30 protein-coding genes are annotated in these 26,883 nt (G+C 66.2%); 15 read left to right on the plus strand and 15 right to left on the minus strand.

The window, feature by feature from the left end; genetic code table 11:
- Nucleotides 1-28 precede the first annotated feature (28 nt).
- Nucleotides 29-1,165, minus strand: a complete 1,137-nt coding sequence (locus KM295_RS10050) for a DHH family phosphoesterase (RefSeq protein WP_256029819.1) — start codon at nt 1,163-1,165, stop codon at nt 29-31.
- A 188-nt stretch (nt 1,166-1,353) separates the two neighbouring features.
- Between KM295_RS10050 and KM295_RS10055 the strand changes: the two genes are divergently transcribed.
- Nucleotides 1,354-2,613, plus strand: a complete 1,260-nt coding sequence (locus KM295_RS10055; RefSeq protein WP_256029820.1) for an RNA-guided endonuclease InsQ/TnpB family protein — start codon at nt 1,354-1,356, stop codon at nt 2,611-2,613.
- A gap of 217 nt (nt 2,614-2,830) precedes the next feature.
- Here the strand turns inward: KM295_RS10055 and KM295_RS10060 are convergent, their stop codons facing one another.
- Complete coding sequence (locus tag KM295_RS10060; RefSeq protein WP_256029821.1) at nt 2,831-3,556, minus strand: DICT sensory domain-containing protein; 726 nt, start codon at nt 3,554-3,556, stop codon at nt 2,831-2,833.
- A gap of 113 nt (nt 3,557-3,669) precedes the next feature.
- Here KM295_RS10060 and uppS point away from each other — a divergent pair, with 113 nt between their 5' ends.
- Entirely contained in the window at nt 3,670-4,599 is a 930-nt protein-coding gene (gene uppS / locus KM295_RS10065) for a polyprenyl diphosphate synthase (RefSeq protein WP_256029822.1), read from the plus strand.
- 31 nt (nt 4,600-4,630) lie between these two features.
- Here uppS and KM295_RS10070 read toward each other — a convergent pair whose 3' ends face one another.
- The gene (locus KM295_RS10070; RefSeq protein WP_256029823.1) at nt 4,631-5,239 is read right to left on the minus strand and encodes an undecaprenyl diphosphate synthase family protein; all 609 of its coding nucleotides are present in this window, start codon (nt 5,237-5,239) and stop codon (nt 4,631-4,633) included.
- Nucleotides 5,240-5,322: 83 nt separating this feature from the next.
- Between KM295_RS10070 and KM295_RS10075 the strand changes: the two genes are divergently transcribed.
- Nucleotides 5,323-6,645 carry a DUF92 domain-containing protein gene (locus KM295_RS10075; protein ID WP_256029824.1) on the plus strand — a complete coding sequence of 441 codons (1,323 nt, stop codon included), beginning with the start codon at nt 5,323-5,325 and terminating at the stop codon, nt 6,643-6,645.
- Nucleotides 6,642-7,052, plus strand: coding sequence for a GNAT family N-acetyltransferase (locus tag KM295_RS10080; protein ID WP_256029825.1), 411 nt, complete (start codon nt 6,642-6,644; stop codon nt 7,050-7,052). Before KM295_RS10075 ends, KM295_RS10080 begins: the two co-directional genes overlap by 4 nt.
- Here KM295_RS10080 and dnaG read toward each other — a convergent pair.
- Nucleotides 7,029-8,396 carry a DNA primase DnaG gene (dnaG, locus tag KM295_RS10085; RefSeq protein ID WP_256029826.1) on the minus strand — a complete coding sequence of 456 codons (1,368 nt, stop codon included), beginning with the start codon at nt 8,394-8,396 and terminating at the stop codon, nt 7,029-7,031. The two genes, KM295_RS10080 and dnaG, sit on opposite strands and share 24 nt — an antisense overlap.
- Before the next feature lie 329 nt (nt 8,397-8,725).
- On the opposite strand from dnaG, the gene KM295_RS10090 reads away from it, so the two are divergent.
- Together KM295_RS10090 and KM295_RS10095 are read left to right on the plus strand one after the other, a co-directional pair.
- Entirely contained in the window at nt 8,726-8,950 is a 225-nt protein-coding gene (locus KM295_RS10090; protein ID WP_256029827.1) for a DUF3311 domain-containing protein, read from the plus strand.
- Nucleotides 8,947-10,476, plus strand: coding sequence for a sodium:solute symporter family protein (locus tag KM295_RS10095; protein ID WP_256029828.1), 1,530 nt, complete (start codon nt 8,947-8,949; stop codon nt 10,474-10,476). Before KM295_RS10090 ends, KM295_RS10095 begins: the two co-directional genes overlap by 4 nt.
- 24 nt (nt 10,477-10,500) lie before the next feature.
- On the opposite strand, the gene KM295_RS10100 is transcribed toward KM295_RS10095, so the two are convergent.
- The 3 genes from KM295_RS10100 to KM295_RS10110 form a co-directional block, all read right to left on the minus strand.
- A complete protein-coding gene (locus KM295_RS10100) occupies nt 10,501-10,779 on the minus strand; it encodes a ubiquitin-like small modifier protein 1 (protein WP_256029829.1) in 279 nt (92 codons plus the stop codon).
- Nucleotides 10,779-12,629, minus strand: coding sequence for an aldehyde ferredoxin oxidoreductase family protein (locus KM295_RS10105; RefSeq protein WP_256029830.1), 1,851 nt, complete (start codon nt 12,627-12,629; stop codon nt 10,779-10,781). Before KM295_RS10105 ends, KM295_RS10100 begins: the two co-directional genes overlap by 1 nt.
- Before the next feature lie 159 nt (nt 12,630-12,788).
- A complete protein-coding gene (locus KM295_RS10110) occupies nt 12,789-13,001 on the minus strand; it encodes a hypothetical protein (protein ID WP_256029831.1) in 213 nt (70 codons plus the stop codon).
- 216 nt (nt 13,002-13,217) lie between these two features.
- Here KM295_RS10110 and KM295_RS10115 point away from each other — a divergent pair, with 216 nt between their 5' ends.
- The 3 genes from KM295_RS10115 to KM295_RS10125 all read left to right on the plus strand — a co-directional run bounded on the left by KM295_RS10115 (nt 13,218) and on the right by KM295_RS10125 (nt 15,505).
- Nucleotides 13,218-13,874, plus strand: coding sequence for a helix-turn-helix domain-containing protein (locus tag KM295_RS10115; protein ID WP_256029832.1), 657 nt, complete (start codon nt 13,218-13,220; stop codon nt 13,872-13,874).
- A gap of 84 nt (nt 13,875-13,958) precedes the next feature.
- Nucleotides 13,959-14,855 carry an HFX_2341 family transcriptional regulator gene (locus tag KM295_RS10120; protein ID WP_256029833.1) on the plus strand — a complete coding sequence of 299 codons (897 nt, stop codon included), beginning with the start codon at nt 13,959-13,961 and terminating at the stop codon, nt 14,853-14,855.
- An 83-nt stretch (nt 14,856-14,938) separates the two neighbouring features.
- Nucleotides 14,939-15,505, plus strand: a complete 567-nt coding sequence (locus tag KM295_RS10125; protein WP_256029834.1) for a DUF7978 family protein — start codon at nt 14,939-14,941, stop codon at nt 15,503-15,505.
- A 15-nt stretch (nt 15,506-15,520) separates the two neighbouring features.
- Here KM295_RS10125 and KM295_RS10130 read toward each other — a convergent pair whose 3' ends face one another.
- Nucleotides 15,521-16,213: a metal-dependent hydrolase gene (locus KM295_RS10130; RefSeq protein WP_256029835.1), complete on the minus strand. Its 693-nt coding sequence runs from the start codon at nt 16,211-16,213 to the stop codon at nt 15,521-15,523.
- On the minus strand, nt 16,213-16,857 hold the full coding sequence (locus KM295_RS10135) for a hypothetical protein (protein ID WP_256029836.1): 645 nt from the start codon (nt 16,855-16,857) through the stop codon (nt 16,213-16,215). Before KM295_RS10135 ends, KM295_RS10130 begins: the two co-directional genes overlap by 1 nt.
- 85 nt (nt 16,858-16,942) lie before the next feature.
- Here KM295_RS10135 and KM295_RS10140 point away from each other — a divergent pair, with 85 nt between their 5' ends.
- Both KM295_RS10140 and KM295_RS10145 read left to right on the plus strand, forming a co-directional pair.
- Nucleotides 16,943-17,647, plus strand: a complete 705-nt coding sequence (locus tag KM295_RS10140) for a helix-turn-helix domain-containing protein (RefSeq protein WP_256029837.1) — start codon at nt 16,943-16,945, stop codon at nt 17,645-17,647.
- 36 nt (nt 17,648-17,683) lie between these two features.
- A complete protein-coding gene (locus tag KM295_RS10145; protein WP_256029838.1) occupies nt 17,684-18,535 on the plus strand; it encodes an aldo/keto reductase in 852 nt (283 codons plus the stop codon).
- Nucleotides 18,536-18,552: 17 nt separating this feature from the next.
- Here KM295_RS10145 and KM295_RS10150 read toward each other — a convergent pair whose 3' ends face one another.
- Together KM295_RS10150 and KM295_RS10155 are read right to left on the minus strand one after the other, a co-directional pair.
- Nucleotides 18,553-18,924 carry a 30S ribosomal protein S8e gene (locus KM295_RS10150; protein ID WP_256029839.1) on the minus strand — a complete coding sequence of 124 codons (372 nt, stop codon included), beginning with the start codon at nt 18,922-18,924 and terminating at the stop codon, nt 18,553-18,555.
- A gap of 76 nt (nt 18,925-19,000) precedes the next feature.
- The gene (locus KM295_RS10155; RefSeq protein WP_256029840.1) at nt 19,001-19,723 is read right to left on the minus strand and encodes a hypothetical protein; all 723 of its coding nucleotides are present in this window, start codon (nt 19,721-19,723) and stop codon (nt 19,001-19,003) included.
- Between the two features lie 252 nt (nt 19,724-19,975).
- On the opposite strand from KM295_RS10155, the gene radB reads away from it, so the two are divergent.
- Nucleotides 19,976-20,677, plus strand: coding sequence for a DNA repair and recombination protein RadB (radB, locus tag KM295_RS10160; protein WP_256029841.1), 702 nt, complete (start codon nt 19,976-19,978; stop codon nt 20,675-20,677).
- A 6-nt stretch (nt 20,678-20,683) separates the two neighbouring features.
- On the opposite strand, the gene KM295_RS10165 is transcribed toward radB, so the two are convergent.
- The gene (locus KM295_RS10165; protein WP_256029842.1) at nt 20,684-21,349 is read right to left on the minus strand and encodes a ribonuclease H family protein; all 666 of its coding nucleotides are present in this window, start codon (nt 21,347-21,349) and stop codon (nt 20,684-20,686) included.
- Between the two features lie 53 nt (nt 21,350-21,402).
- Complete coding sequence (locus KM295_RS10170) at nt 21,403-22,524, minus strand: pyridoxal phosphate-dependent aminotransferase (protein ID WP_256029843.1); 1,122 nt, start codon at nt 22,522-22,524, stop codon at nt 21,403-21,405.
- Between the two features lie 229 nt (nt 22,525-22,753).
- On the opposite strand from KM295_RS10170, the gene KM295_RS10175 reads away from it, so the two are divergent.
- The 3 genes from KM295_RS10175 to KM295_RS10185 are packed head-to-tail and all read left to right on the plus strand — an operon-like array spanning nt 22,754 to nt 25,379.
- Nucleotides 22,754-23,779, plus strand: coding sequence for an ABC transporter substrate-binding protein (locus KM295_RS10175; RefSeq protein ID WP_256029844.1), 1,026 nt, complete (start codon nt 22,754-22,756; stop codon nt 23,777-23,779).
- A gap of 32 nt (nt 23,780-23,811) precedes the next feature.
- The gene (locus KM295_RS10180) at nt 23,812-24,618 is read left to right on the plus strand and encodes an ABC transporter permease (RefSeq protein WP_256029845.1); all 807 of its coding nucleotides are present in this window, start codon (nt 23,812-23,814) and stop codon (nt 24,616-24,618) included.
- Complete coding sequence (locus tag KM295_RS10185) at nt 24,615-25,379, plus strand: ABC transporter ATP-binding protein (protein WP_256029846.1); 765 nt, start codon at nt 24,615-24,617, stop codon at nt 25,377-25,379. The genes KM295_RS10180 and KM295_RS10185 overlap by 4 nt, the downstream gene beginning before the upstream one ends.
- Nucleotides 25,380-25,391: 12 nt before the next feature.
- Here KM295_RS10185 and KM295_RS10190 read toward each other — a convergent pair whose 3' ends face one another.
- Together KM295_RS10190 and KM295_RS10195 are read right to left on the minus strand one after the other, a co-directional pair.
- Complete coding sequence (locus tag KM295_RS10190; protein ID WP_256029847.1) at nt 25,392-25,541, minus strand: hypothetical protein; 150 nt, start codon at nt 25,539-25,541, stop codon at nt 25,392-25,394.
- Between the two features lie 45 nt (nt 25,542-25,586).
- Nucleotides 25,587-26,291, minus strand: a complete 705-nt coding sequence (locus KM295_RS10195) for a type 1 glutamine amidotransferase (protein ID WP_256029848.1) — start codon at nt 26,289-26,291, stop codon at nt 25,587-25,589.
- Nucleotides 26,292-26,883 lie beyond the last annotated feature (592 nt).

A 26,883-nucleotide genomic window follows, 5' to 3' on the forward strand; every position in this document is an offset into this window, starting at 1 on the left:
GGCCGAGCCGGCGGCGACCGGTGGTGTCCTATAGTTCGCCGCTCATCGCGGCGAAGAATCGCTCCCGTAGTTCGCCCTGCCCGTCGCAGTCGGGAGCCGACGCCGGAAGCATCGCCTGACCGCCGCCCATCCGGGCGTGGCCGCCGGCGCTGGCGTCCGGGATGACGTTCAGGGCCGTCGAAACGGATTTTCCCATGTGGACGCGGTCGTCGCGGGACCGTCCGGAGATGTGCAGCGTTCCCTCGTGTTCGCCGGTGATCACGGCCGCCGTGATCCCTTCGAGGCGTATCAGCTCCTCGGCGGCGATCGGGAGCGCGTCGAGGTTCGACACCGAGCCGACGTGGCTGACGAGAAACGACCCGTCGATCTCCCGCCGGGTGATAGCCCGGGCCTTGATTTCGAGCGTCTCGCTGTCGACCTGTGGGTTCGCGATACGGTCCAGCGAATCCGGGTCTGCGGCCGGAAACAGGTACGCTGCGGCGTCGAACTCGGCGTGCGTACAGCCACGGGTGAACGAGGTCGTATCCGACTGGATGCCGTACAGGAGCCCTGTCGCCAGCACCGGCGTCAGGGACTGACCGTCCGCGTCCGGCCGGTTCGACCAGCCCCGTTCGCGGACGTAGTCGGTGAGAATGCTCGCACACGACCCGCGATCCGTCCGGATGTCGGTGAAAACCGCCCCCTCCCCGTTTCCGGGGTGGTGATCGACCACTGCGTGGGGAACGATATCGTCCGCCCCCTGAAACCCCCGCGGCTCGTTGTGGTCGACCAGCACGACCGTCTCCGCGGCGAGGTCCTCGATCCCCTCGACGTGCTCGAACTCACAGTCGAGCACCGTCTCGAAGGCGCGGTTCTCCGGATGCCGTATCTGTCCCGGATACTGGATGCTCGCTGCCGTGCCGCCCGCCCTGGCGAGAGCGCCGACCGCCATCGCGGAGGCCATCGCGTCCGGGTCGGGGTTCGGGTGCATGAGCACGGTGATCCGGTCGTGGTCGGTGATCGCGTCGACGAACCGGTCGCCGCTGTCGGGACGGAGATACCACCATACCCCGCCCGCGAAAACCAGCGCCGCCGCGACCACCGCGATGAGTTCCGGCTGTCGGGTGACCGTTTCGATGGCCTCCCTCCCCACGGCTGGCACTTCGCTGGCGATCTCCGACTGCATGTCTGATACGTCTTCCGTAGTGCAGTAAGTAGCTTCGGGCCCTTCTGGTTATAGGTGGAGCAGGCGCAATACCACGTCCTTCAGGGCGTGGATACGCGCCGTCACTCCATGAAACAGTCCACCGGCTACACCATCGCTGGATATTCCACGATATTTAAAAATTAGTAGCTCATAACAATACGTAACGGATGCCGACAACACGCCGAACCTACGTCTGCCGCATCCAGAACCACACGCAAGTGGCTGGTGCGCTCGACAGACACGGCTGGTCGGCATCCAAACTCTGGAACGTCGCCAACTACTACGCCCGCCAACAGTGGGACGAAACCGGCGAAATACCCGACGAAAATGAACTCAAACGCGAACTGAAAACGTATCCAAAATACAAAGGACTGCATAGCCAGTCCAGCCAGAAAGTTTTAGAAGAGCTTTCTGAGGCGTTCAGTTCGTGGTTTGGCTCCGACGACAACCGGGATAACCCACCGGGCTACCGCAAAACCAACTACTACGACGAAGACGGCAACAGAGTCCACGAAGAACACCCACGAAGCACGGTGACGTGGAAGCAGAAAGGTATCCGCCACGACACCAAACACGAAAAAATCCGTCTGGGCAAAGGAAAAAACCACAAAGACGGACATGACTTCATCCTCTGTGAGTATCAAGCACCACCAGAAGTCGAACTGGAGAACATCCAGCAGGTGCGTGCTGTCTGGTGTCGCTCCAAACAACGATGGGAGTTACACGTCGTCTGTAAAGAAGAAATCGCCGTAGAGTCGCCCGGCGAGAAAACCGCAGGTGTTGACCTCGGTATCTGTAATCCCGCCGCTGTCGCGTTCCCTGACGATGCCGTACTGTATCCGGGGAACACGTTGCGCGAAGACAAGCACTACTTCCAGCGAGAAGAATACCAGACAGAAGGGCCGCATGGCCCCAGTCAGATGGCACAGTGGGCACGGGAGAAGCTGTCACGGCGGAAAGACCACTTCCTGCACGCTCTGTCGAAAGACATTGTTGAACGATGTGTTGCCCACGACGTTGGAACGCTCGTTGTGGGCGACCCGAGCGGTGTTGACGACGATGACTGGGGCAGGCACGGCAACAAACGCCTCGATAACTGGGCGTACAAGCGGCTGATGAACCTCATCGACTACAAAGCCCGAGAGCGTGGCATCGAGGTAGAAATGCCCGACGAACGCGGTACGTCATCGTCGTGTAGCGTGTGTGGGAACGAGGATGATGACAGTCGTGTTGAACGTGGACTGTGGAAGTGTGGTCGCTGTGGGGTTGTCGCGCATGGCGACGTGAATGGAGCCGATAATATCAGACAGAAAACGCTACCCGTGACTCCCCCACTTGGGGATAGCGGTAACGGCTGTTTGGCCCAGCCTCGCGTCATTCACTTCAGCCGGACTCGTGGATTCCAACCGCGAGCACCCGCCGAGTGATGCGCAAACCCTAATATCCCAACGCTTGCGGTGCAGTCGGGATTCCTGCGTCTTCAGGCGCAGGAGGAGGTCAAGTGTACCTTTCGGGACGGAAACCGATCCGTACTGGCGGTCCGTCCGGGATACCCGGCTGGGGAGACGCCTGTATCTACCGCGGTGTGGTCCGTCGGCTCATACAGTAAAGCGAGGATACCCACGCTTCAGCCGTAGGGTAATGTTAATGTGACTCTATGAGTCCGTACGTGGACTCGAGATGGTCGATGATCCAGTCGACAGTCGCCGGATCGTAGGTCCAAAAGCCGTAAAACGAACGCTCCTCGCGTTCTTCGGCCAAGAGTGCACACTTGTTCACGTCGACGCCGGCGCCGTCGTAGGCGACGAACCACGACCGCTCGATCTCGTCGCTTCGCTCGACGTGGATCGTCAGGCCGGTGTCGTGTTCCGGTACCTCGGTGTCGGGCACGGCGTAGGCGTGGACATCGAGAGAGCCCTTCTCGGCCAGCTGCTCGTAGATGTCCATCTGATCGTGAAGGATCGAGAGCCGCTGGAATCCGGAGCGCAGCGACCCCTTGCCGATCCGCCAGGCCCGGTCCTCGATCTCCCGGGAGGCCGCGACCATCTGGCCGATGTCGTAGGAGGTAAACATCGTTTGGTCGAGGTGATCGAGGATCGGTCGGTAGGGGTCGCCATCGAAGCCCGGATCGGTCCGTCCCTCGTCGGGTTCGAGAATGTTCTCCGCGTCGGCGGCGGTGACGAACTCACCGTCGTCCGAGAGTACCACGAACGCGTTCGGTCGACCGCTCGATGTCCGCTCGGTCGAGACAGAGATGTTCCGGTCGTGGAACTGCTCGCGGAGGGCGGACGTGACCCCTTTGTCGGCGTTGAAGACCGTCAACACCTTCTCGTGGTCTTCGACACCCGCGATGAGTTCGGTGAATGACATCCGATACAGACGGACTCAAGACGTTGTGACTAATAAGCTTATGGCCTGTCTTGCCGGTCGGATCCGGAAAAGAAAGCAACACTCATACAGGTCGGTCCCGTCGGCCCTGACAGATGCTAGGGCGTCTCCGGGCGGCCGTGTGGGGGATCTACGAGCGGCTGTTAGAGCGTGAAATCTCGGGGGCGCCGACACACGTCGCGGTGATACAGGACGGTAACCGCCGCTACGCGAGAGAGCACGGCGAGGAGGCGACCGAGGGCCACCGGGCGGGCGCGGACACGACCGAACGGGTACTCGAGTGGTGTTCTGACCTCGGCGTCGAGGAACTGACACTGTATGCGTTCTCGACGGAGAACTTCGAGCGCCCCGACGGGGAACGGGAAGCGCTGTTCGATCTCATCGCCGAGAAACTCCGGGACTTCGCCGACCGACCGGAGGTTCACGACCGGCGTGTCCGGATCAGGGCCATCGGTGAGACCCACCGGCTCCCCGAGCGGGTTCAGGACGCTATCGAGTACGCAGAGGGAAAGACGGCCGACTACGACGAACTGTACCTGAACGTCGCGCTCGCCTACGGTGGCCGGGCGGAACTGCTCGGCGTTACCCGGGCGATCGCCCGGGAAGCGGCCGCCGGCGAACTGGATCCGGGTGACGTAACCGTCGCGGAGATCGAGGAACGGCTCACGACCGGGCCGACGCAGGCGGTCGATCTCATCATCCGGACCGGCGGCGCCGAGCGAACGTCGAACTTCCTCCCGTGGCACGCCAACGGTAACGAGGCGGCAGTCTACTTCTGTGCGCCCTACTGGCCGGAGTTCTCCCGGATCGATTTCCTCCGAGCGATCCGGACCTACAGGTCCCGCCAGGAGTCGTGGCGCCGGACCCGCGTCCAGCGGGCGGCCGCCCTCGTCGGCGCGGTGAGCGACGTCGAACTCGAGGAGGCGGCCCGGATCATCGGGCAGTTCCGCGGGTCGGTCCCCGAATACGAGACCGACTGCGAGGACATCGACGATCGCGACGACGGGAACTCCCCGGCCGGCTGAGTGAATCGGGTACCCCCGTTCGAGATTTGGCCTACCGGCCAAACCGCCGCTTCCGTTCCTGATACTCCCTGACTGCCCGCAGGAAGTCCCGACGGCGAAAGTCCCGCCAGTTGACGTCGGTGAAGTATAGCTCCGAGTAGACCGACTGCCAGATGAGGAAATCCGAGAGCCGTTCGGCGCCGGTCTTGATGACCAGATCGGGGGAGGACTGAAACACCAGCCGCCGTTCGATCTCGTCCTCGTCGATCTCTTCGGGGTCCAGCTCGCCTTCGGCGGCGTCGGCCGCGATCCGACGGACCGCCGCGGCGAACTCCCGTCGCCCCCCGAGGCCGATGCTGATCTGGACCGGCGTCTCGGCGGCCGAGTCGGCGTCCGGCCCGCGGACGGAGACCTCGCGGGGGCTGTCGAGATCCGACAGCGCCGTCCGAAGCGTCGGGATCGCGGCCTCGTCGAGGACGCTCACGTAGATCATCACCGTACTCGTTCCGGCGTCGAACGCCCACCGCAGAAACGACGAGAGCGTCCCGTAGGCGCCCTGTTCCAGGAGGTCGTGTTCCGTGATCACGAGCGCGATCCGCTCCGGGACGGCCGCGTCGCTCAGGCGGATCCGTGCGCCGAGATACCGGTCGTACAGGCCCACAGCCGAACGTTCGTCGCCGGCCGGGTGAACGTATCGGTCCGGCCTTCGGGAAGGTTAAGTGGACAACGGGGGAATCCCGCTCCGTGAGACGCGACACCAGCCGGGCCGTCGGGTATCTGCTCGTCGGGAGCCTCGCGTTCTTCCCGCCGATCCTCGAGGGGCGGGTCGGCGATACGGCGGCCGCCATCGGGTCAGTTGCTCCGCTCGCGCTCGTCGCCGCGCTCGCGTTACGTTCGCGGGGCGGTCCGGTCTTCGATCGCCTCGCCAGCGCCGACGACCGGGAGGAGGGACGGCTCTACAGTCTCGCGTCTTTCACCCTCGCCGTGACGGCGCTTTCGGTGCTCGCCGTGGCGTTCGCGCTCCCGGTCGCGGCGTTCGTCGCCGCCGTGTTCGTCCTGACCGTCGGGAGGCTCGGTCGAACTCTCGCCCGGCCGTGGATACGGACGGCCGCCGCCGGGGCGGCAGTGTTCGTCGCCACCGGAACGCTCGGCGCGATCGCGGCGATCCGTCTGGCGGGCGAACTCGGCGCCGCCGTCCCCCCGCTTCCGGTCGTCGCCTTCGTCGCCGCCAGCGGCGGCGTCCTCGGGGCGCTCGTCCGATCGACGCTGACTCCCCGCGACGATCCGATCGTGCTGCTTTTGAGCGCGCTCGTGCTGTGGTTCCTGCTCGGTCTCGATCTCGAGCCGACGACCGGCCGGATCGCCGTCGGACTCGCAGTGACCGTCGCGCTCGGGTACGTCGCCTACGCGCTCGGGACTGCCTCGGTCACGGGCATGCTCACCGGCGTCTTGCTCGCGCTCTTTGCGGTCGTCCTCGGCGGCTACGGCTGGTTCGTCCTCCTGATGACCTTCTTCGGGCTCGGCGGCCTCGCCTCGAAGTACCGCTACGAGGAGAAACTCGAACGCGGCATCGCGGAGGAAAACGAGGGCGCCCGCGGGGGCGGCAACGTCCTGGCGAACTCGGCGGTCGCGCTCGTCGCCGTCGTCTCTTATGCCGCCTCCGATCACCTCGGGGTCGACCCCACGGTCTTTCAGTTCGCGTTCGGCGGCGCCGTCGCCGCGGCGCTTGCCGACACGTTCTCCAGCGAGTTCGGCGGGCTCTTCGATTCGCCGCGGCTCATCACGACGTTCGAGCCCGTCGCTCCCGGGACCGACGGCGGGGTCACCTGGCAGGGAGCCGCCGCCGGAGCCGTGGGGGCCGTGATCATCGCGGCGCTGGGCGGGCTGTTCTTCGGGTTCGAGGCGATCGCCGTCGCGACGGTACTCGGCGCCGGAATCGTCGGCATGGTCGTCGACAGTATCCTCGGTGCGACCCTCGAGGGGGGACGGGTCGGCAATCAGGGCGTCAATCTGCTGGCGACGCTCGCCGCCGGGATCACGGCCGGCGTCGTCTCGATCGTGATATGATCCGCCCGATGACGGCGGCCGACACGCCGGCGGTTCGGGCCCTCCAGACCCACCTGGTGTACGCCGATCCGGACCTCGTCGAGGCCGCCGTCGACGGGCCGTTCCACGGACGCGTCGCGGTCGACGATGGGCCCGTCGGCTACGCGATCGCTTTCCCGGGGAGTCCCGCGAATCTCTCCGAACTCGCTGTCGCGCCCGAACACAGACGCTGCGGCCACGGTCGCGCACTCGTCGAGGCAGCGATCGTGGCGGTCGGTGCGGAAGGGGAAACAATCGCGGTTACGACGCCGGCCGACGACACGGCGGCGCGACGTTTTTATACGGCGATCGGCTTCGAACCGGACGGTCGGCTCCCCGGGTTTTATTCCGACGGGGCCGACGCCTTACGCTTCGTTCGGCGCGAGTAGCTGATCGGCGGTCCGGATCCGGACGCTCGTCGGCTGTTTGACGAACTCGCCGGTCGATTCGGCGACGACGTGGTCGATCCCGCGCTGGGCGGCGATATCGAGGAGCCGCTGATCGAGTTCGGCGTCGACGACGACGGCCGTCGGGACCGTCTCGGCGTCCGAAACCAGTTCGAACGCCTCCCCGGTATCGCCCTCGGCGAGCGTCCCGAACGCCGAATCGAGGAGTCGAACGCGGCCCGTACCGTCCCCGATGATCGCCCGGGTGTGGCCCCGAAGCGTTTCCGGCGCGTCGTCGGTCTCGCCGCCGCCGGCTTCCTCGCTCGCCCGCCCGTTCGAGTCGGCCGGCTCGTCGGTCACCGGCTCGATCTCGACGTCCGGGGTATCGGCGGTATCCCCTGTGGCACCCTCCGTCGGGGGGTCCCCGTCCTCGCGGGTCGGCATCGGTTCGGCGCCCTCCTGGGGAACCGTTTCGGCGGCGCCGTCGGCTCGCTCTCCGGCGTCGGCGGGGTCGGTTTCTTCGGCCGACTCGTCCGCCGTTCCCTCCTCGAGTTGCTCGTAGGAGACTTTCTCGCGGAGCGCCTCCATCACTTCGCGTCTATCGAGGTCCTCGACGGACTCGCCTTCGGGCGCGAACGCGACGTAGTCGATGGCGCCGACCTGTGCGAGTTCTTTGCGGATCAACTCCCCGCCGCGGTCGCCGTCGAAAAACGCCGTGACGGTCCGAGAGCGGGTCAACTCCGCGACGGCGTCGGGGACGTCGGTCCCCTCGACGGCGATCGCGTTCTTGATCCCGTACTGCAACAGCGTGAGGACGTCGGCCCGCCCCTCGACGACGACGATCGCGTCCGAGTCCTCGACGTGTGGTCCCGCCGGCAGCCCCTCGTATTCGGTGATGTCCTCGATACGAACCTCTTCCCGAACCTCCTCGACGAGATCGCGGCTGGATTGCATCGACTCGGCGAACCCCTCGGTCAGAAGCGCCTTGGCCCGCTCGACGACCTCACGGCGTTTCGCGGCCCGGACGTCCTCGATCTTCCTGACCTCGATCGTCGACCGACACGGGCCGACCCGGTCGATGGTCTCTAGGGCCGCCCCGAGGATGGCCGTCTCGACGCGATCGAGGCTCGTCGCGATCGTGATCCGGCCGAACGACTGGCCGTTCTGTGAGTCGATCTCGACGTCGATCCGGCCGACCTTCGAGGCGTCCTGTAGCTCCCGGAGGTCCAGTTCGTCGCCGAGCAGGCCTTCGGTCTGTCCGAAGACGGCCCCCACGACGTCCGATCGCTCGACGATTCCGTCGGCAGTGATGTCCGCGTGAACGAGATATTTGGCTGTGTCTTGCATTAGTGATCTGCCCGTCTCCGGGCGGTGATGGTGGTGATAGTGATCGTCCCATGAGCGCTCCCATGGCTAATTTAAATACGGCCGCTCGGACGTATAAATGATGCGGCGCGATGACCGTCGGCCCGACCTCCGCGGCTCCGGGTCGAACGCCCCCACGACCGACCGTCACCGGTGTGACGACCGACCGGCGTCCGACAGCGGCGGCCTCGATCGCCCCGCGAAATCGCGTCCCTCGCCGACATGCTTTGAAGAATATTTATCTTCGATAGAACGATATCACTGCCAATCGATATTATTTAGTGATCTGGGTCAATATTATTCTTCAAGACATGGCTTCGATGGTGGAGCGCTATGGATGGGCGGTATTGATTGGTTTGTTGATTACGTTCGCGATCCCGTGGTTCCTGTGGGGCGACAGCCGGACCGCCTTCGGGTTGCCGCTGTGGCTGTGGTGGCACGTTGGGTGGATGCTCCTTGCCGCGGTCGCGTTCCGGCTGTTCGCTCGGCGGGCCTGGGGGCTGTGGATCGTCGAATCGGAGGGTGAGACCGCATGAGTGTGCCGCTACAGCTCGGAATCGTCGTCGGCTACCTGTTCGTCGCACTCGGTGTTGGGCTGGCCGCCTACCGGGTGACCGAACGCGCCGCCGAGGACTTCTATCTGGCGAGCCGGACGTTCGGGACCGTCGTGTTGCTCTTTACCGTCTTTGCGACGCTGCTTTCGGCCTTTACCTTCTTCGGCGGGCCGGATACGGCCTACGCGTTCGGTCCCGAGTGGATCCTCGTGATGGGGCTCATGGACGGGATCGTCTTCGCCGTCCTGTGGTACGTCGTCGGCTACAAGCAGTGGCTGTTGGGCCAGCGTCACGGCTACATCACGCTCGGTGAGCTTCTCGGCGACCGGTTCGGCTCGCGGGCGATCCGGGCGCTCGTCGCCGGTGTCTCGCTTTTCTGGCTCTTCCCGTACGTCATGCTCCAACAGATCGGCGCCGGCGGCGCGCTTGCGGCGCTGACAGACGGGGCGCTTCCCTTTGCCGGTGGGGCCGCGCTCATCACGGGATTTATGATCGTCTACGTGGTGCTGGCGGGGATGCGCGGGATCGCCTGGACCGACACGCTACAGGGAGCGTTCATGCTGCTTATGGTCTGGACCGCGCTCCTGTGGGTCCTCGCTGCGGTCGACGGCGGGGTCGGGACGATCAACGCGGGACTCGCGGCCTCGAACCCCGAATTTCTCGCGCTCGGTAGCGACTTCTACACGCCGGGGACGATGCTCACCTTCGCGGTCTCGATCGCCTTCGGCGTCGCGATGTTCCCGCAGGTGAACCAGCGTTTCTTCGCCGCCGGCTCCGAGGGCGTCCTGAAGCGCTCGTTTGCGCTTTGGCCCGTCCTCGTTCTCTTGCTTTTCGTCCCGGCTTTTCTGCTCGGCACGTGGGCCCGCGGGCTCGGTCTCGAGGCGAACATCGGCGCCGGCGAGAGCATCCTCCCGGTGATCCTCGCCGAGTACACCCCGCCGTGGTTCGCCGCCCTCGTCGTGGCCGGCGCGATCGCCGCGATGATGTCCTCTTCGGATTCGATGCTGCTTTCGGGGTCGTCGTATTTCACCCGCGATCTCTACCGGCCGCTCGTCGACGATTCGATCTCCGAACGGCGGGAGGACCGGCTCGGCCGGATCGGCGTCGTCGTCTTCGCGACCGCCGCCCTGGCCGCGAGCGTCTGGGCCGAGGCCGAGGCCTTCGGCGCGGTGACTGTCGGATCGGTCCTCGTCGAGATCGGCGATCTCGCCTTCGGCGGCTTCGCCCAGCTCACCCTCCCGGTCGTCGTCGCGCTCTACTGGCGCCGGACGACCGCCGCGGGCCTGGCCGCCGGGATCGTCGTCCCACAGGCCGTCTATCTCGCCTTCAACTTCCTGCCCGAGACCGCGGCCGGCCCGATCGTCCTCTTTTCGGACGCCTACCTCGGGTGGGGGATCTCGATCTACTGTATGCTCCTGGGGCTCGCGACGACCGTCGCCGTCTCGTCGGTCACGACCCCGAGTCCCGACGCGAACGTCGACGGCCACTTCGGATTGCGGGCGGACTGATCCGAACCGCCGGCCGACGTTCGTTCAGCCGCCGGTGACGGGCGGTGTGATCGAGAGCCGATCGTCCCCTTCGAGAACCGTCTCGACGCCTTCGAAGTGCGTCACGTGGGTCCCGTTCCGGAGGACGGTCACGCCGCCGGCGACGCCGCCGTCTTCGAGCAACAGTCCCTCCAGCCCGGAATGTTCTTCCTCGAGGTCGGACAGCACCGACCCGACGGTCGTCCCCGCCTCTACGGACCGCCGTTCCGTCGATTCGCCGACCGCCTCCCGGACCGTCCCGAAGTACCGGAGTTCGACCTCCATCAGACGGTCTCGGCGACGTCCTCGATGTCGAGCCGCTCGACGGTGTCGGTCGTCGGGTGGCCGTTGTCGTTCCATCCGCGGGCGGCGTAATACTCGTCGAGCATCGACTCCAGTTCCTCCGGCGGGCAGTACATCCCCTCGGCGGGACCCTCGGAGATCGGCTCGTTCATCACGCGGTGGGGGAGGGTGTCCGCCTCCCGGTCGGCGACGCCGCGGGAGACGTTGATGAGCCGCTCGAGGTTATAGACCCGCTCGCCGATCCGCTCGACCTCCTCGACGGAGAGGTCCCAGCCGGTCGCGAGGTTGATCGCCTCCGTGTAGTTCTCGTTGATGCGGGGGCCCCAGCCGCCCTCGCTGACGAACCGACACTGGGTGAGCGAATCGCCGAGTGCCGTGAAGTGCTGGCTGCGCGCGGCGAACTCCGGGGTTCCTTCGGTCGTCTCGTCGTGATTGCCGTCGTACTGCAGCGTCGGACGGGTGTCGTGGTGTGAACCTCCCCGAGTCCCGGTCGCGTAACCGATACTCATCCCCTTCAGCCCGCGGGCCGAGTGGGCCGCGAACTCCAGGCCCTTCGCGCCGTAGAGGTACTTTTCGGCTTCCGCTTCGAGCGACTCGGCCATCCGGAACGAGCCCTCCGCGATCCGGTCGCCGACGCCCTCCCGGTGGGCGGTCTTCTCGGCGAGTTCGACGAGACCGTCGGCGTCGCCGAACGACAGATGCGGCGACTCCTCGCTTAGGAGGCCCTTCTCGGAACACTCCCGGGCGAAGGCGACCGTGACGCCCCACGAGATCGTGTCCATCCCCAGCCGATCACAGAGGTCGTTGGCCGCGATCACGCGCTCGATTTCGTAGACCTCCTGTAGCGTCGCGGTGCCGAAAAGCGACTCGAACTCGGGGATCTTCGCGTCGGTGATCCCCTCGCTTTCGACGGTGACGTGTTTGCCGCATTTGACTGCACAGTTCGCGCAGGTGGTGTCCTCCGTGACGTACTCCGTTTTGAGCGTTTCGCCGCTTACCGCCTCGGCGTTCTCGGGGTCGGTCTGTTCGGTCTGCATGTTCCGCTGGCCGAGTTTCCCCATCTCGTTGATCGGGTTGACGAGCCCCGCGGTCCCGTACTCCTGGAGCATCTCGGTGTCCTCCATCAGCCGGCCCATCTGCTGGACCGCCCGCCCGCGGAGGTCGCCCTCGGGTTCGGGCTCGAAGCTCCCCTCGCTGACCGCGATGGCCTTGACGTTCTTCGAGCCCAGCACGGCCCCGTTGCCGCCGCGGCCCGCGACGCCCTCCCGGATCTCCGAATCGTGCAGCGAACACGCAAAGCGGACCTCGTTCTCGCCGGCGGGACCGATCGCCAACACGTGGGTGTCGTAGCCCTCGCCCTCGGCTTCGCGGATCGCCTCGCAGGTCTCGTAGGTGTCCAGCCCGGCCAGGTCCCCGGCGGGCTTGATCTCCGCTCCGTCCCCGTCGATGTACACGTACGAGAGTTCCTCGGCCGCCCCGTGAAGAGTGATCACCTCGAAGCCGGTCGTCTTCTGGGCGCGGGGAAGGGTTCCGCCGAACGTCGAATCAAAAAAGCCGTTCGTCATCGGGCTGACGAACCCGAGAACGCCCCGGGAGGTCGACTGGAACGGCGTCCCGTTCATCGGGCCGACCGCCATCGCGAGGACGTTTTCGGGGCCGAGCGGATCGGCCTCGGGCGGGACGTGTTCGGCGATCTGTTTCGCCGCGAACCCGTTGCCCCCGAGGAAACGCCGGGCATCCCCGGGGTCGATCGCTTCGGTCTCGGTCGCCCCGTCCCCGAGGTGGATCCGGAGGGCCTCGCCGCCGTAGACTGAGGGGAGTTCGTTTGCCATGGAAGACCTTTCTATCGGCTGGCAAGTAAAGCTGTATGCCGCCGCCGTCGCGACGCGTAGTCGGACCTGACCCACGAACGGCCGGGCCGGACCGCCCTCTCGCCCGTTCGAGTTAGTGTTTGCTGCCCGCCGGGCGGTGTCCCGCAGGGATTGTCGCGGTTACTCCTCCTCTCTTATCCCGTCAGAGCCGGCCCCCTCTCCCAACTCGAACACCATGACTTCGAGATCCTGGGCGACCCCGTCGGTACGGAGCACCCACGACCCCCACGGCTGGACGTCGTTTCGAAGGGCCATGAGGAACAACTCCTTCATCGCGGTTTCGAACTCTTCGGTACTCTCTATCTCGCCGTCGAAGCTGAAATCAGATGTCATAGTAGTGAAACTCGTTCCGACACGGCTGGGCACCGTCGTCGCGTGGGCCCTCCTGTCCGGATCCTCGAGGGAATCCCGTCGTTGCGTTCGGTGCCGGTTATGTTCTCGGCGGTCATAGTAGTATCGAATAGCATGACACACCATGTTCGATTCTCGGCCGACAGAGGGACCCTACCGAGCTTTTAACGCAGTTGAGATGAAATATCCTGATATCTAATGAGCGTCATCATCGAACTAACCCTCCCATCGGACGCGTTCGAGCTGGGACGTATCTTACGGGTCGAAGCGTCGACCCAACTCAGACTCGAGACGCTGGTCCCGCTGGGCGGGCGGCCCACGCCGTTCATCCGACTCAAGGACGACGGCCGGGAGTCGTTCGAAGGGACCGTTCGTGAGCACTCGTCCGTCCAGAATATCCAGCTGGTCAGCTCGCACGACGACGAGATGCTGTACGCGTTCGAGTGGGATCCCTCGGAGGGATCGCTGTTCCGGAAGCTGTTGGATATGGACGTGGCGGTACTGGGGGCGACCGGCACCACCGAGGCGTGGGAACTCGAACTCCGGTTTCCGAACCACAAAACCCTCTCGGAGTTTCAGGAGTACTACGTCGACCGTGGGATTCAGGTGACGATCCTGCGGATCTACAACCCCACGAAGCCGGACGCCGGCCCCTGGTTCGGTCTGACGACGCCGCAGCGGGAGACGCTCACACAGGCCGTCGAGGCCGGGTATTACTCGCTGCCCCGCGAGGTGTCGACGAAGGAACTCGCCGCCGAGTTCGACATCTCGGATCAGGCCGTGACCGAACGGCTCCGCCGGGGGATCACCACGCTGGTGACGAACACGCTCTTGACCGCCGAAACGGAGCCGTAAGCTCCCGTAACGTCGCTGTCGACGCGTCCGATAACCGTGCCCGGAGGTGGTGCTTTATTTACGCGCCGTCCCGTTTGCTCGCGTATGCAGACCCACATCGTGCCGGTCGGGTTCGACTACGATCGGCTCATCGCGCCGCTCGTCCGGGACCAACTCGACGTCGACCGGGTCGTCCTGCTGGAGGGGGCGGTCGGCAGCGAAGCCAACGTCGAGTACTCGCGGAACCTCGCCGCCAAGCTCCAGAAAGACTTCACCAACCTGCTCGGCGCCGAAACCGAGGAGTACGTCGTCGAGGACGTTTACGACTACGATGCGGCCTTCGAGCAGGCCTACGATCTGATCAACGGCGAACTCGACACCGGCAGCGAGGTGTGGGTCAACGTCTCGGCGATGCCCCGCACCGTCTCGTTTGCCTTCGCGACCGCCGCCCACTCGATCATGGTCGAACGCGAGGGCGACCGCGACCGGATCCACACCTACTACACCGTCCCCGAGAAGTACCTCGAGACCGAACTCGCCGAGGAACTGCGGGCCCAGTGTGGCCTGCTCGAGGACCTTCTGGAGGGGGAGGTCGACGACGACCGCATCGGAGAGCGGCTCTCGGTCGCCCGCGATCTGCTCGCGGAGTTCGACGAGCGCGGCACCACGATCGGCGCCAAACGGTTCGGCGATAGCCACATAATCGAACTCCCGGTCGCCTCCTTCTCGAACGTCAAGCCCTTCGAGGAGCTGATCCTCTTTACGCTGGGCGAACACGGCGAGTTCGAGTCCGTCTCCGAGCTGGCCCAGACGCTCGCCCGCGAACTCGGCGAGGAGTACACCGACTCGTTCCGCTCGAAGGTCATCTACAACGTCGACCGGCTCGGCCCCGGCGGCAAGGGATACATCGAGCAGGAGGAACACGGCAAGTCCTACCGGACGCGGCTCTCCCGTATCGGCGAGCTATGGGTCCGCTCGCACGCCGACGAATCCGAGCTGTGACGTGTGTGGGACCGCCGCCGTGACGAAACGCTGACGGTCCAGACACAAGCGCTTTCCGCCCGCGACGCCACTCCTTTGACGGAATGTCTCCGCTACTGGACTCCGATAGCCCTCCGTTTCTCGAAAGCGCCAGCGTCGGCGCCGCGGCGTGGCTTTTCGGATACGTCTTCACGTACCTGCTCGTCGCGACTGATCTCGAATCGTCGCCGCTGAACCGCCTGATCGAAGCCTTCGACGGCAGGTCGGTGACATACGAACTCGTCGGCTGGGTGTTCTACAACGCCCACCTCGTCGATATCTCTTATACCGGCATCAGCATCTTCACGCCGCCCCGGAGCTTCATCGGCGGCGACGGCGGCTTTACCGCCCTCCTGTATCTCGTCCCGCCGGCGCTTTTGCTCGTCGCCGGGCTCGCACTCGGCCGGTATCGGGGCGTCACGGAGCCGACCGGCGGGGCGATAACCGGCGCGCTCGTGGTGCCGGGATATCTGGTCCTCTCCGTCGCCGGGGTCTTCCTGTTTACCGTCTCGGTGGGCGGTGCCTCCGGCGCGCCGGAGCTGCTTCCCGCGGTCTTGCTTGCCGGCCTCGTCTATCCCGCCGTCTTCGGCTCGATCGGTGGCGTCCTCGCGGCGGTGACGAGCGACCGGTAGTTCGGTCGGGTCGCGCTATTGTCGCTCTTTTCGGCCTCCACCGTCGGCCTCCGGCGGCCGCGCTGTCTGGAGCCGTTTCGCGACGAGCGCGAACGCGCCGGTGAAAAGCAGATACAACTGCCAGCCGTTGACAGCGATCGGGAACCGCCTGTCGACCGGTCCCGGCTCCGGTTCGTCGGAGGGCTCGGCGGGATTGGGGACGTGGGTGTCGGCCCGCGTGCCGCCCTGGCCGGCGTCGACCACCCCGCCTCCCGTTTCGGGATCGCGACTGATCTCGACGAACGTCTGGACGAACCCCTCCGTCGTCGACAGCGCGAGTTCCCCATCGAGCGTGAAAAACCGGTCTTCGAGGGGCCACAGGAGGTTGATTCCCGACAGGTGCGCCCAATCGAGAGAGATGTGGACGAGGGTGTGGACGAAGAGCCCGACCCACACCATCCGGACGCCGCGTGCGCCCCACCGCGTTCGGATCCACGATCCCTCCCTAGCCGTCTCCCAGTAGAGAAGGCCCCCGATGACGACCGGAAACACCATGTTGTGCAGCACCGTCCGGTGGGCGCCGTCCATGAACCACCCGAAAGCAGTGTCGACCTCCGGTACGACGACGATCAGAAGGACGATCGACAGCGCCCGCCGATCGTAAAAGCGGCCGAGCAGGCCGACGGCGACCAGAGCGGCGAGCGCGCCGTGGACGACCGAGGAGGGCATTACCGTCCCCCCAACGCGGCGCGGTCGCCCCGTTCGACGAGCCCTTTCACCGGAACGGCGACCGCGGCGGTCACGACGAGGACCGCCTGCCAGCCCGATTCGACGAGACGGAGTCGCCGTTCCTCGCCCGCGGGATCGATCCACGTGTCGACGTGGTGTGTTTCGATCGTACCGGGCGTCGCCAGTTCGATCCACCCGTCGCCGACGCCGACGTACGTCTGGACGATCCCCTCCTGCGTCGAGAGCAAAAACCCGCCGGTGACGGCGTAATACCGGTCCGAAAGCGGATACAGGAACGCGGCGCTTTCGGGGCTGAACAGGTCGGGGGCGATCCCCGCGACGGCGTAGGCGGCGACTGCGACCCACGCGACCCGGACGCCGTACCAGCCGTAGCGGTCGGCGAGCCACGATCGATCGCCGTAGGCGGTGTCGTAATAGAGCAACGCCGCCGCCCCGATCGGGAGGAATACGGAGTGAAGCGTCGCGTTGGCTGCCCCGATCCCGACGGGTCCGAGGACGGCGTCCAGATCCGGCAGCGCCGCGACGAGGGCCACGACCGCGATCGACCGCCGATCGAAGGCCGCACCCAGAAGGGCCACCCCGAGGAGGGTTCCGGCGGCGACGTTGAGCAGTGTCGGCGGCATACGTGGCCGTTGGTCTCGATGTCCAAAGCGTTGTCCCGTCGCGCCGGAGGGCACGCTTATACCGTCTGCGCCCCGACCCGGGGGTATGCGCGAACCACGCGCGGAACTCGCCGAGCGGATCGCCGGCGAGGTGGCGCTTTCGGACGCTCCGGGGGCGACCCTCCGGAAGTGGCGCGAGGAGTTCGACGTCGCCCAGACGACCCTCGCCGGCGAACTCGACGTGTCGGCGTCGGTCGTCTCCGACTACGAGAGCGGCCGCCGGGAGAACCCCGGGATCGGCGTCGTCCGCCGGTTCGTCGAGGGACTTCTGGCGATCGACGAGCGCCGCGGCGGCGATCGCGTCCGCCAGCACGCCCGCGTTATCTCGGCTGGCTTCGATCAGGACGTCGTCTACGACCTCCGGGAGTACTCGACGACGGTGCCCCTCTCTCGGTTCTACGCCTCGGTCGGCGCCGAGCGGATCGCCACCGGCGGCGACGACGCCATCGCCGGCCACACCGTCATCAACAGCGTCGAGGCGATCAAACGGCTCTCCAGCGAAGAGTTCTACCGGCTCTACGGCCAGTCGACGAACCGCGCGCTCGTGTTCACCGGCGTGACCCGCGGGGAGTCGCCGCTGGTCGCGTTGCGCGTCGTGACGCCGACGCCCTCGGCGGTCGTCCTCCACGGCCTCGAGCGCGAGGACCTCTGGGAGCACGCCCCGGCTCTGGCGAACGCCGACGGCGTCTCCCTCGCGACGACGACCGACTCGCTCGATTCGATCCTCGAGTCGCTCAGAGGCTTTCGCTGAGCGTGGAGTTATCCGGCTCGATCCCCTACCGGACGTATGGACGTCGAAGCCAAAACGACAACCGTTCGCGGCGTCGAGATCCCGGCTGTCGGGCTGGGAACGTGGCGGCTCACCGGCGAGGCGTGCCGGCGGGCGGTCCGGACGGCGCTGGAACTCGGCTATCGGCACGTCGATACCGCCCAGGCGTACGGCAACGAACGACAGGTCGGGGGCGCCCTCCGGGCCAGCGACGTCGACCGGGAGGACGTCTTCGTGACGACGAAACTCGGCCGGGGGAGTCGCGGCTACGACGACGTCCGCCGGTCGGTCGAGGAGAGCCTCGCGAAACTCGGCACCGAGTACGTGGATCTACTCTTGATCCACTGGCCGAACCTACGGACGCCGCTCCGGGAGACGCTGGCCGCGATGAACGAACTCGTCGACGACGGGGCGGTTCGGCACGTCGGCGTCTCGAACTTCGATCTCGACCGGCTTTCGCGTGCCCGCGAGCTTTCCGAACACGGGATCTTGACGAACCAGGTCCAGTACAACCCCTACTGGCCGCAGTCGGAGCTACTGGATTACTGTCGGATCCACGATATCTCGCTGACGGCCTACTCGCCTTTGGCCCACGGCGGCGTCCTCGAGGATCCGGTCCTCGAAGAGATCGGCGTCCGGTACGACAAGACGGCCGCCCAGGTCGCACTCCGGTGGCTCCTCCAGCAGCCGAACGTCCTCACCGTCCCGAAGGCCTCGAGTCGCGAACACCTCTCGGAGAACCTCGCGGTCTTCGATTTCGAGTTGACCGACGAGGAGATGGACCGGATCCCCCGTCCCTCGAAAACACGTGCCGTCTCCGGCTTCCTGAAGGGGCGACTCCGGAGCGTCCGGAGCGCGTGTCCGCTATGAGCCGATAAAAGGCGCCGCTACTCCCCGATGAGCACCGCGTTTACGAGACCGTCCTGCCCGGGACGGGAGGTGACGCGCGCTCGCCCGAGGTCGGTCTCGACGACCGCGCCCTTCGTGATGATGTTCCGGCGGACGTAGTTGGGGTTCGAGGGGTTCTCGACGACGTCATCGATGGTAGCGCTCTCGACGCCGTCGTCGGTGGCGACGCTCGCCGTGTCGGCCGCGATGGCGCGGACCTTCCGGTTGCCGCCGTGGGTCTCGACGACCTTCAGTTTCCCCTCACCGACCTCCGTCTCGGTCGGCGACGAGCCGAGTTCGTGTTTGCGCTTCTTGCGGACGTTCCGGCGGCGACCACCCGTTCGCTTCTTCGCGGATCGAGCGTGGTTCATACGGGAACGTGTCCGGGCGCGTACTTGAATGGATCGGGTTGGGATCGCCCAAGCCGGCCGTACGGCGGCCCGACGATCACTCCCTCCGGTGTCGCCGCAGCGCCTCGGCCATCGACAGCTCGCCCAGCGCGACCTTCCGGGCGAGGGCCTCGTCGATGCTCCTGTCGTCTTCGCTTTGCTCCCGGGAGCGGGCCTTGATCTGTCTGAGTTCGCCGGCGGTCGGCTCGATCTCGCGAGACTCGATCTGCTCGCCCTCCAGGCGCGCGATGTTCACCGCCGCCAGTATGTCCCCCATCCCCCGGACGCCGGTCCCCTGATACGGCGTCGTCCCCGTCTCGTCGACGAGCTCGACCGGGACGTCCTCGAGGTCGTCGACGATCTGTGCCCCTTTGAGCCGCGCGCCGTCGCCGATCCGGACCAGCGGGTCGGCCGTCCCTTCGGTCTCGCGGGCGACGACGCCGGCGACTCCCGAAAGCGGCACCTGAAACGCTGCCACGACCGTCTCCCCCGACAGCACGGCGATCCCCGGCCGGTCGCCGGGGTCGATCCCGACGACGGTGCGACCCTCCCCGCCGCGGAGCACCGAAAGCGCCTCCTCGATCGCCCGGCGCGGCTGCTCCGGGTCGGCCCGGACCGTCCGGATCGGCGGGTGTTCGTCCTCCGGACCGACGATCGCGACCGTCGCGTCGTCGGGGAGTTCCGCGCCGGACTCGACCGTCGTAAACGCGACGCCGCGCTCGCGGAGCTCGCCGACCACCCCGTGATACACCTCGAAATCCGCGGTCGCGACGACGATCACGCCGACGGCTTGGCTCCGGTCCGATATAGCATCACCGCTCAGCCCCCGCCGGGACCGCCGTTACCGTTACTGGGACCGCAGTTACCGTTGCCGGGACCGCCGCGCGGACTGTCGGGTGGGCCGCCCCCGGCTCCACCCCCATCCCCACCGCCGGCCACCCGGCGCTGTAACCCGGGCGAATTAACCCGAACTCGACCGGATTCTCCGGGCGGTGTGCGTGGGTTTTTAATCGAACACGCCGAACGGTCGACCGTGAACGAGCCGATCTCGACGGGGTGTGAGACGATCGACGGGCTGCTCGGCGGCGGCGTCGAACGGGGCGTCGTCACACAGCTGTACGGTCCCCCGGCGGCGGGCAAGACGAACCTCGCGCTGTCTACGTCCGTTCAGGCCGCCGCCGCGGGCGGGAAGGCGCTGTACATCGACACCGAGGGGATCTCCGTCGATCGGTTCGAGGCGCTCGCCCGGGCGGCGGCCGACGGCGAGGATATCGAGCCGATCGCGAGCCGCGTTATCGTCTCTGACGCGCTGGACTTCGAGGAACAGCGGGAGGCCGTCCGGGACGCCGGCGATCTGGCCGAGAGCGTCGATCTGATCGTCCTCGACAGCGCCACGGGTTTTTATCGGCTCGAACGCGACGACGGGGACGACGGCGAGACGCTCCGGGCCGTCGCCAAGCAGGTGACCCAGCTGCTCGCCTTCGCCCGCCGACACAAACTGGCCGTCCTCATCACGAACCAGGTTTATACCGACCCCGACGCGGACTCCTCGCGGGCCCGCGCGCTGGGTGGCCACACCCTGACCCACTGGTCGGGCGTCGTCGTCAGACTCGAGCGGTTCCGGGGCGGGAACCGACGGGCCACCCTGGAGAAACACGGCTCGAAGGCCGCCGGCGAGACCGCGCGTTTCCGGATCACCGACGGCGGCCTCGAGGGCGTCGAGGACGAAGTATAGCCGGCGTCAGTCGGAGGCCGGCTCCCCGCCGACCCCGTTCGAGCGCTCCCGGTCGGCCCGGGACGGCGGCGGGTACCGATCCTCGCCGGGGGCGCGCCACCGCTCTTCGTCGCGGGGGAGAACACACCGGTCCGGCTCGCGGTTGACGTGGGCGTACCGGTCGGGGGCGTTCGCCAGCGGGTGAGCGGGGTTCTCGCCGCTGTCGATGCGTGCCGCCCGGAGCCCAGCGAACCCGGCGACCCGGGCGCGGATCCCCCGCCAGTGGTGGTCGGTCTCGCCGGGGACACGGAACGGGTGCGGCGGCCGCGGGTTCGGTCCCTTCCCGGCCAGCGTCGCCCGGTTGACGTTGGCCGCCAGATCGTCGTGATCGACGAGCACCCCGACTCTGGCGTCGCCCGGCACCCGCGCGGCGAGTACGTCCAACCCGAGGTGGAGCGCCCGGTACTCCGCGACGTTGTTGTCCGGAACCGTATCCGGTATCGAGAGCCGGGCGACGCGCTCGCCGTCGCGCGTTTCGATCACGACGCCGAGGCCGCCGTCGTCGCCGTCCCGATAGGAGCCGTCCGTCGCGATATAAAAGTCCCGGCGGTGGGTTCGCGGCGGGTGGGCGATGTGGGGCGTGGGCGATTCGTCGAAGAGGTTCCGCAGTCCCGGCCGGCGGTAAGCGGCCATATCTCTGCTTGGTTCCCCCGCTTATATAAATCCACGGCCGGGGACGCTATCGTCTACCGGACCGCCGCGGTCGCCTCGCGCATGATCCCGATGGCTTCCTTGAGCGTCTCGAGATCGGTCGCATACGAGATCCGGGCGTGACCCGCGCCGCCGTCACCGAAGGCCTCGCCGGGGACGACGACGACGCCGCGGTCGATGACGGCGTCGGTCCACCCCTCGGGAACCCGCGGCATCGCATAGAAGGCCCCCCGCGGCGTCGGTACCTCGAGCCCCATCGATTCGAGACCCTCGAGCAACACGTCACGGCGCTCCTCGAAGGCCGACCGCATCTCCTCGACGCGGTCCTGGGGTCCCGATAGCGCCGCCTCGGCGGCGTACTGGGCCGGCGCCGAGGCACAGGCCTGGGCGTACTGGTGGACCCGGAGCATCCGCTCGATCCGTTCGTGGGAGCCGGCCACCCACCCGAGCCGCCAGCCGGTCATCGAATAGGCCTTCGAGCAGGCGTTGACGACGACGACGTTGTCGGGATCGGCGAAGTCGGCCGGCGAGTGGTGTTCGCCGTCGAAGACGAACGGCTCGTAGACCTCATCGGAGAGACAGAGGAGGTCGTGTTCGTCCGCGATCCGGGCGAACTCCCGCATGTCGGCCTCGCTCTGTACTGCACCCGTGGGATTCGCGGGGCTGTTGACGACGAAAAGCGCCGTCTCCTCGGTGATCGCGTCCTCGACGGCCGCGGGATCCAGGGTCAGGTCCGCCCGCAGTTCGACCGGTTTCGGCTCGCCGCCGGCGAGATGCGTCAGCGCCTCGTAGGAGACGAATCCGGGGTCCGGAATGATGACTTCCTCGCCCGCATCGACGTGGGCCTCCATCGCGATGTGGAGCGCCTCGCTGCCGCCCGCGGTGGCGATGACGTTCGAAGGATCGACCGTGAACCCGTTGTCGCGTTCGTGTTTCGCGGCGATGGCCTCACGGAGCGATTCGGTTCCCTTGTTCGAGGTGTAGCCGTCGGTCTTCCCGGCCTCGATCGCCTCGATCGCCGCCTGTCGGGCATGCTCCGGTGTCGGAAAGTCCGGCTGTCCCAACCCGAGGTTGATCGCGTCCTCGCCGGCCGCCTCGAACACCTCGCGGATCCCGCTGATCGAAATCCGCTCGACGCGGGATGAAAACTCACCCATACGCACGTCGCCGTTCGGAAGCGGCATAATTCTGCCGTGTCGACCCGACGTCCTCGCATTTACCGGCAATTATTGCTTTTTTCTGAGACAGTACTGTTTTCACGCAACCGGCGTAGAACCGACCGAGTACCGGCAAGCCGTCGACACAGGGGTTCGATCCCCATCACACCTCAAAGCCGTCCCTACCGCTAACTGTCCGGGCATATGGCTCTGGGGCCTACAGCCGTTGATGAGTGATTTGACGGTTTCTCGACGGACGTATCTCGGCGGATTGGGTTCGGCCGGCGTCGCCGGACTCGCCGGCTGTCTCGGTTTCGGTAGCGGGGGCGAAAGCAGTATCGACGAGCTGACCGTCGCCTACATGCCGATCTTCCCCGATCTCCAGTACTTCGTGATGGAGTCCGAGGGCTACTTCGATGCGGTCGACGCCGAGATCGACGGCCGGGAGTTCACCGACGGGCCGGCGATCGTTCAGGCCTACGGCGGCGGCGAACTCGACGTCGCCATGTTCGGTATCGTCCCGTCGATGGTCGTCATCGATCGGGGACTGCCCGCGAAGGTCACGGCGGCCAACATCAGAGAGCCGATGGCGATCATGGCTCACGAGGAGCTCCAGGCGCTGTGGGAAGAACACGGCGCCGACGCCTTCGGTGTCTTCGAGGAGGAACACGGCCGGAAGTTCCGTTTCGGGACGTTCCCGCAGGGCTCGGTTCCGGACGTGCTGTTGCGCTACTGGCTCTCGGCGGTCGCCGGCGTCGACCCCGAATCGGCGGTCGAGATCACCGAGATCGGCGGGGCGAACGCCGTGTTTCAGGCGATCGTCAACGACGAGATCGACGGGACCTCGATCATGGAACCGGTCCCGACCAGACTCGGGGGAGCGGACTCGCCGGTCGGAACTTTCCGGACCGCGAGCGAAATCATGCCCGGCCAGCCCGCGGCGGTCACCCTGATGAGCGACGAGGTTCGCGAGTCCGACCTCGCCGGACAACTCCTCGAACAGCACGTCCGTGCAACGGAGTTCATCGCCGACAATCCCGACGGGACCGCGGATATCGTTGAAAGCGGGATCGGGATGGATCGGGACCTCGCGCGCCAGGCGCTCGATGGCCCGCTGTCGAACTTCGTGACCGACCCCCGCGAAATCGAGAGCGGTGTCGAGATCTTTTCGGAGTTCGCACACGACAACGGGCAGATAGACGAAACACTCTCGATGGATCAGATCTTCGATTACAGCGTTTACGATGATCTGTAAGCGTGATCGCTTCCGGAGAGTGAAAAATAAACATGGCGACTGACATCAGAAACGAACTCGAACGGGCGAGGACCGACGAGGAACTCCCGCTGGCCGGCGTCGACGGCTCCCGGGCGCTGCTCGGTAGCCTCGGCGTCGTCGCCTTCCTCGGTCTCTGGCACGTCGCTTCGCTGTTTCAGCCGGCGTACGTGTTGCCCTCGCCGCTCGCGGTCGGCGGGACGTTCTACGCCGAGGCGGCGAGCGGCGAAATGATCACGGCGCTCGGACAGAGCATCCAACACTGGCTCCCCGGTGCCGTCGTCGGGACGACACTCGGCGTCGCCGTCGGGATCGCCCTGGCGTGGAGCCCGCTTCTCGACGACCTCTCGGCGCCGGTCGTACGGTTGCTCCGACCCGTTCCACCCCTGGCGCTCATCGGCTTTGCGATCGCGTGGTTCGGCATCAACAACGCCGGCGCGGCGTTCATCATCGCGATCGGCGCCTTCTGGATCAACTTCTATGCAGCCTACGGCGGCGTGGAAGGTGTTTCCGAGGACCTACTCGACGTCGCGCGCAGCCTCGGCGTCGAGGGCGATCTCGAACTCGTCAAGTCGGTCGTCATCCCTGCGGCTTCCCCGGAAATCATGACCGGGATCCGGACGGGGCTGGGCCGGTGTTGGATGCTCGTCGTCGCATCGGAGATCTTCGGCGTCCCCGGCATCGGGCGGCAGATCCTCCGGGCGGGTCAGAACCTCCAGGTCGACGTCGTCATCGCGTACATCCTCGTGTTGAGCCTGATGTTTCTGCTCGTCGATACGGCGTTCCGCGCGGTCCAACGGAGGATGCTGCGGTGGCGATGAACGCCGCCAGCGCCGACTCGGGCGTCCGCATCGAGGGGGTTTCGAAACACTACGATGCGGAAGGCGGCGTGGTTCGGGCCCTGGAGGGCGTCTCCTTCGACGTCGACAACGGCGAGTTCGTCTGTATCGTCGGTCCCTCGGGCTGTGGCAAGACGACGCTGTTCCGGATCATCGCCGGGCTGGACGATGCGACCGACGGTGCGGTGTATCTCGGCGGCGACCGGGTCGAGGGCCCGACCCCCGACATGGGCGTCGTCTTTCAGGAGTATCACCTCTTTCCGTGGCGAACCGTCCGGGGCAACGTCGCCTTCGGCCTCGAAAAAAGCGGCGTCCCGGAGGCCGAGCGCCGAACGCGCGTCGAAGAACTCGTCGAACTCGTCGGGCTGGAGGGGTTCGAGGACAGCTACCCGAAGGCGCTCTCCGGCGGGATGAAACAGCGCGTCGCGATCGCCCGGGCGCTTGCGGCCGATCCGGCGCTTTTGCTCATGGACGAGCCCTTCGGCGCGGTCGACGCCCAGACGAGAGAGATGCTCCAGACCGAACTGCTCGAGATCCGGGAGGAAACCGGAAAGACCGTACTGTTCGTCACTCACGACGTCGAGGAGGCGGTCAAACTCGCCGACCGGATCGTCGTGATGGACAAAGAGCCGGGACGGATATGCGAGACCGTCCCGGTCGATCTCCCCCGCCCCCGGTCGCGATCGGACGCCGAGTTCGGCGGCTACTACGAGCGCGTGTTGGACCTCATTCGGAGCGCGTAGAGCCTCCCGGGCTCAATTGCCGACCGCATCCCTGAGCGCGTCGATGTGGCTCTTCAGCCGTCGGAGCGTCACGTCGGCGTCGGCGTAGCCCTGTTCGTACTCCTCGTATGTCGAGTCGGCTTTCCGGAGGAAACGTTCGACCGCCTCGTCGGTATCGGTCATGGGCAGCCTTTCGAAGGCCTCGCACATAGACGTTCGTCCCTGCGGTCAATCGGCCTCGATCCGCCCGGTCCGTACCTCGGTGACGTACGTGAGGAAGTTATCGAAGAGCCGCTTGGCCTCGCAGGCGGCCCGGTAGTTCTCCGCGTGGATCCCCTCCAGTACCGCCTCGATCCGCTCTTCGGAGAGCCGGTCGTCTTTGCCCTCGGTGACCGATTCGGCGGTCTCCATGTCGTATTCGGGGTGGAACTGGACGGCGAAGACGCGGCCCTTCCGGAAGCCGTGGATCCCGTAATCGTTTTTCGCAAACACCGTCGCCCCGGGGGGCGCGTCGACGACGTGATCTGAGTGGGTCGTAAAGACGGTCATCTCGGCGTCGATCCCCTCGAGCAGGCGGTTCTCGCCGTCCTGTTCGACGGTCCGGTAGCCGATCTCGTATTCGCCCATCGCCTCGACCTGTCCGCCGAGGACGTCGGCCAAAAGCTGGTGGCCGTAACAGACGCCCAGCCCCGGCAGTCCGGCCTCGATCGCGTCGCCGACCCACACCTTGAGTCGGCCGATCCACTCCTCGTCCCAGTAGACCGAAGCCCGAGAGCCCGTCACGACGAAGCCGTCGTAGTCGAACCCCTCCGGGAACTCCCCCGATGGACAGTGGAATTCGGTAATGTCCGCATCGAGTTCGCGGCGGAAGTTCCGGCTGGTCGACTCCGGCCCGTGAGCAGCGTTCAACAGCGCGATACGTGGCCGTTCCATCGGTTGCTCTTCGGCCACAGACACACAAAGACGGTCGTATCCCGTCAGTATTTACCGAATACTCGAGGCGAGAGCCTCGCCGTTCCCGGCGGAGACGAAGCCGCCACCGAGGAACCAATCTACGGGACAGTTCCATACGGGAGTTTTATGTTCAATCAAGACGGCAGCGTGATCACACCGAGGCGGCTTTCGCCGCCGTCGTAAACGGATAATATCGGGATTCGGGCCACGCCACGTCTGAAGGAATCCCCTTCAGGCCGCTGGCTGTGGATCCCGAACACACACGGTAACTCTGAATCCCATGCCGGGATAGGAGTAACGGCGGTTGGCCCCGCCAACAGTCCGGTCATGCCGACCGGCCTGCAAACCTGAAACTCCCAACCAAGCGGTGCGGTGCCGTGGGAATCTTCGCCCTCTAGCGCGGAGAGGAGGTCAACGGTTGCCCGTCGTCGATCCCTCCCGGTGCAGTTCCCCGGGCGGTTCCGGGCCGTGTGGTCCGGGCCTGATAGGCGGGACCACCTAAATCAGCGAGGGAGTCCCGCCGTTCACGGCGGGCGGGAATCGCGTAAGCTCCGAAGGGCAAACAACACTC

Origin of the sequence: Natronomonas aquatica (assembly GCF_024449025.1) — an archaeon.
GTDB classification, from domain to species: Archaea; Halobacteriota; Halobacteria; order Halobacteriales; family Haloarculaceae; genus Natronomonas; species Natronomonas aquatica.

Bases quoted from the DNA above. Each gene is read 5' to 3' on its own strand.
- KM295_RS10190 (WP_256029847.1), bottom strand. From the start codon at position 25,541: ATGACCGATACCGACGAGGCGGTCGAACGTTTCCTCCGGAAAGCCGAC.
- KM295_RS10050 (WP_256029819.1), bottom strand. From the start codon at position 1,165: ATGCAGTCGGAGATCGCCAGCGAAGTGCCAGCCGTGGGGAGGGAGGCC.
- KM295_RS10195 (WP_256029848.1), bottom strand. From the start codon at position 26,291: ATGGAACGGCCACGTATCGCGCTGTTGAACGCTGCTCACGGGCCGGAG.
- KM295_RS10185 (WP_256029846.1), top strand. From the start codon at position 24,615: ATGAACGCCGCCAGCGCCGACTCGGGCGTCCGCATCGAGGGGGTTTCG.
- KM295_RS10145 (WP_256029838.1), top strand. From the start codon at position 17,684: ATGGACGTCGAAGCCAAAACGACAACCGTTCGCGGCGTCGAGATCCCG.
- uppS (WP_256029822.1), top strand. From the start codon at position 3,670: ATGCTAGGGCGTCTCCGGGCGGCCGTGTGGGGGATCTACGAGCGGCTG.
- KM295_RS10110 (WP_256029831.1), bottom strand. From the start codon at position 13,001: ATGACATCTGATTTCAGCTTCGACGGCGAGATAGAGAGTACCGAAGAG.
- KM295_RS10055 (WP_256029820.1), top strand. From the start codon at position 1,354: ATGCCGACAACACGCCGAACCTACGTCTGCCGCATCCAGAACCACACG.
- KM295_RS10120 (WP_256029833.1), top strand. From the start codon at position 13,959: ATGCAGACCCACATCGTGCCGGTCGGGTTCGACTACGATCGGCTCATC.
- KM295_RS10100 (WP_256029829.1), bottom strand. From the start codon at position 10,779: ATGGAGGTCGAACTCCGGTACTTCGGGACGGTCCGGGAGGCGGTCGGC.
- KM295_RS10115 (WP_256029832.1), top strand. From the start codon at position 13,218: ATGAGCGTCATCATCGAACTAACCCTCCCATCGGACGCGTTCGAGCTG.
- KM295_RS10125 (WP_256029834.1), top strand. From the start codon at position 14,939: ATGTCTCCGCTACTGGACTCCGATAGCCCTCCGTTTCTCGAAAGCGCC.
- KM295_RS10135 (WP_256029836.1), bottom strand. From the start codon at position 16,857: ATGCCGCCGACACTGCTCAACGTCGCCGCCGGAACCCTCCTCGGGGTG.
- KM295_RS10130 (WP_256029835.1), bottom strand. From the start codon at position 16,213: ATGCCCTCCTCGGTCGTCCACGGCGCGCTCGCCGCTCTGGTCGCCGTC.
- KM295_RS10150 (WP_256029839.1), bottom strand. From the start codon at position 18,924: ATGAACCACGCTCGATCCGCGAAGAAGCGAACGGGTGGTCGCCGCCGG.
- KM295_RS10170 (WP_256029843.1), bottom strand. From the start codon at position 22,524: ATGGGTGAGTTTTCATCCCGCGTCGAGCGGATTTCGATCAGCGGGATC.
- KM295_RS10175 (WP_256029844.1), top strand. From the start codon at position 22,754: ATGAGTGATTTGACGGTTTCTCGACGGACGTATCTCGGCGGATTGGGT.
- KM295_RS10060 (WP_256029821.1), bottom strand. From the start codon at position 3,556: ATGTCATTCACCGAACTCATCGCGGGTGTCGAAGACCACGAGAAGGTG.
- KM295_RS10140 (WP_256029837.1), top strand. From the start codon at position 16,943: ATGCGCGAACCACGCGCGGAACTCGCCGAGCGGATCGCCGGCGAGGTG.
- KM295_RS10080 (WP_256029825.1), top strand. From the start codon at position 6,642: ATGATCCGCCCGATGACGGCGGCCGACACGCCGGCGGTTCGGGCCCTC.
- KM295_RS10165 (WP_256029842.1), bottom strand. From the start codon at position 21,349: ATGGCCGCTTACCGCCGGCCGGGACTGCGGAACCTCTTCGACGAATCG.
- KM295_RS10090 (WP_256029827.1), top strand. From the start codon at position 8,726: ATGGCTTCGATGGTGGAGCGCTATGGATGGGCGGTATTGATTGGTTTG.
- KM295_RS10095 (WP_256029828.1), top strand. From the start codon at position 8,947: ATGAGTGTGCCGCTACAGCTCGGAATCGTCGTCGGCTACCTGTTCGTC.
- KM295_RS10180 (WP_256029845.1), top strand. From the start codon at position 23,812: ATGGCGACTGACATCAGAAACGAACTCGAACGGGCGAGGACCGACGAG.
- dnaG (WP_256029826.1), bottom strand. From the start codon at position 8,396: ATGCAAGACACAGCCAAATATCTCGTTCACGCGGACATCACTGCCGAC.
- KM295_RS10105 (WP_256029830.1), bottom strand. From the start codon at position 12,629: ATGGCAAACGAACTCCCCTCAGTCTACGGCGGCGAGGCCCTCCGGATC.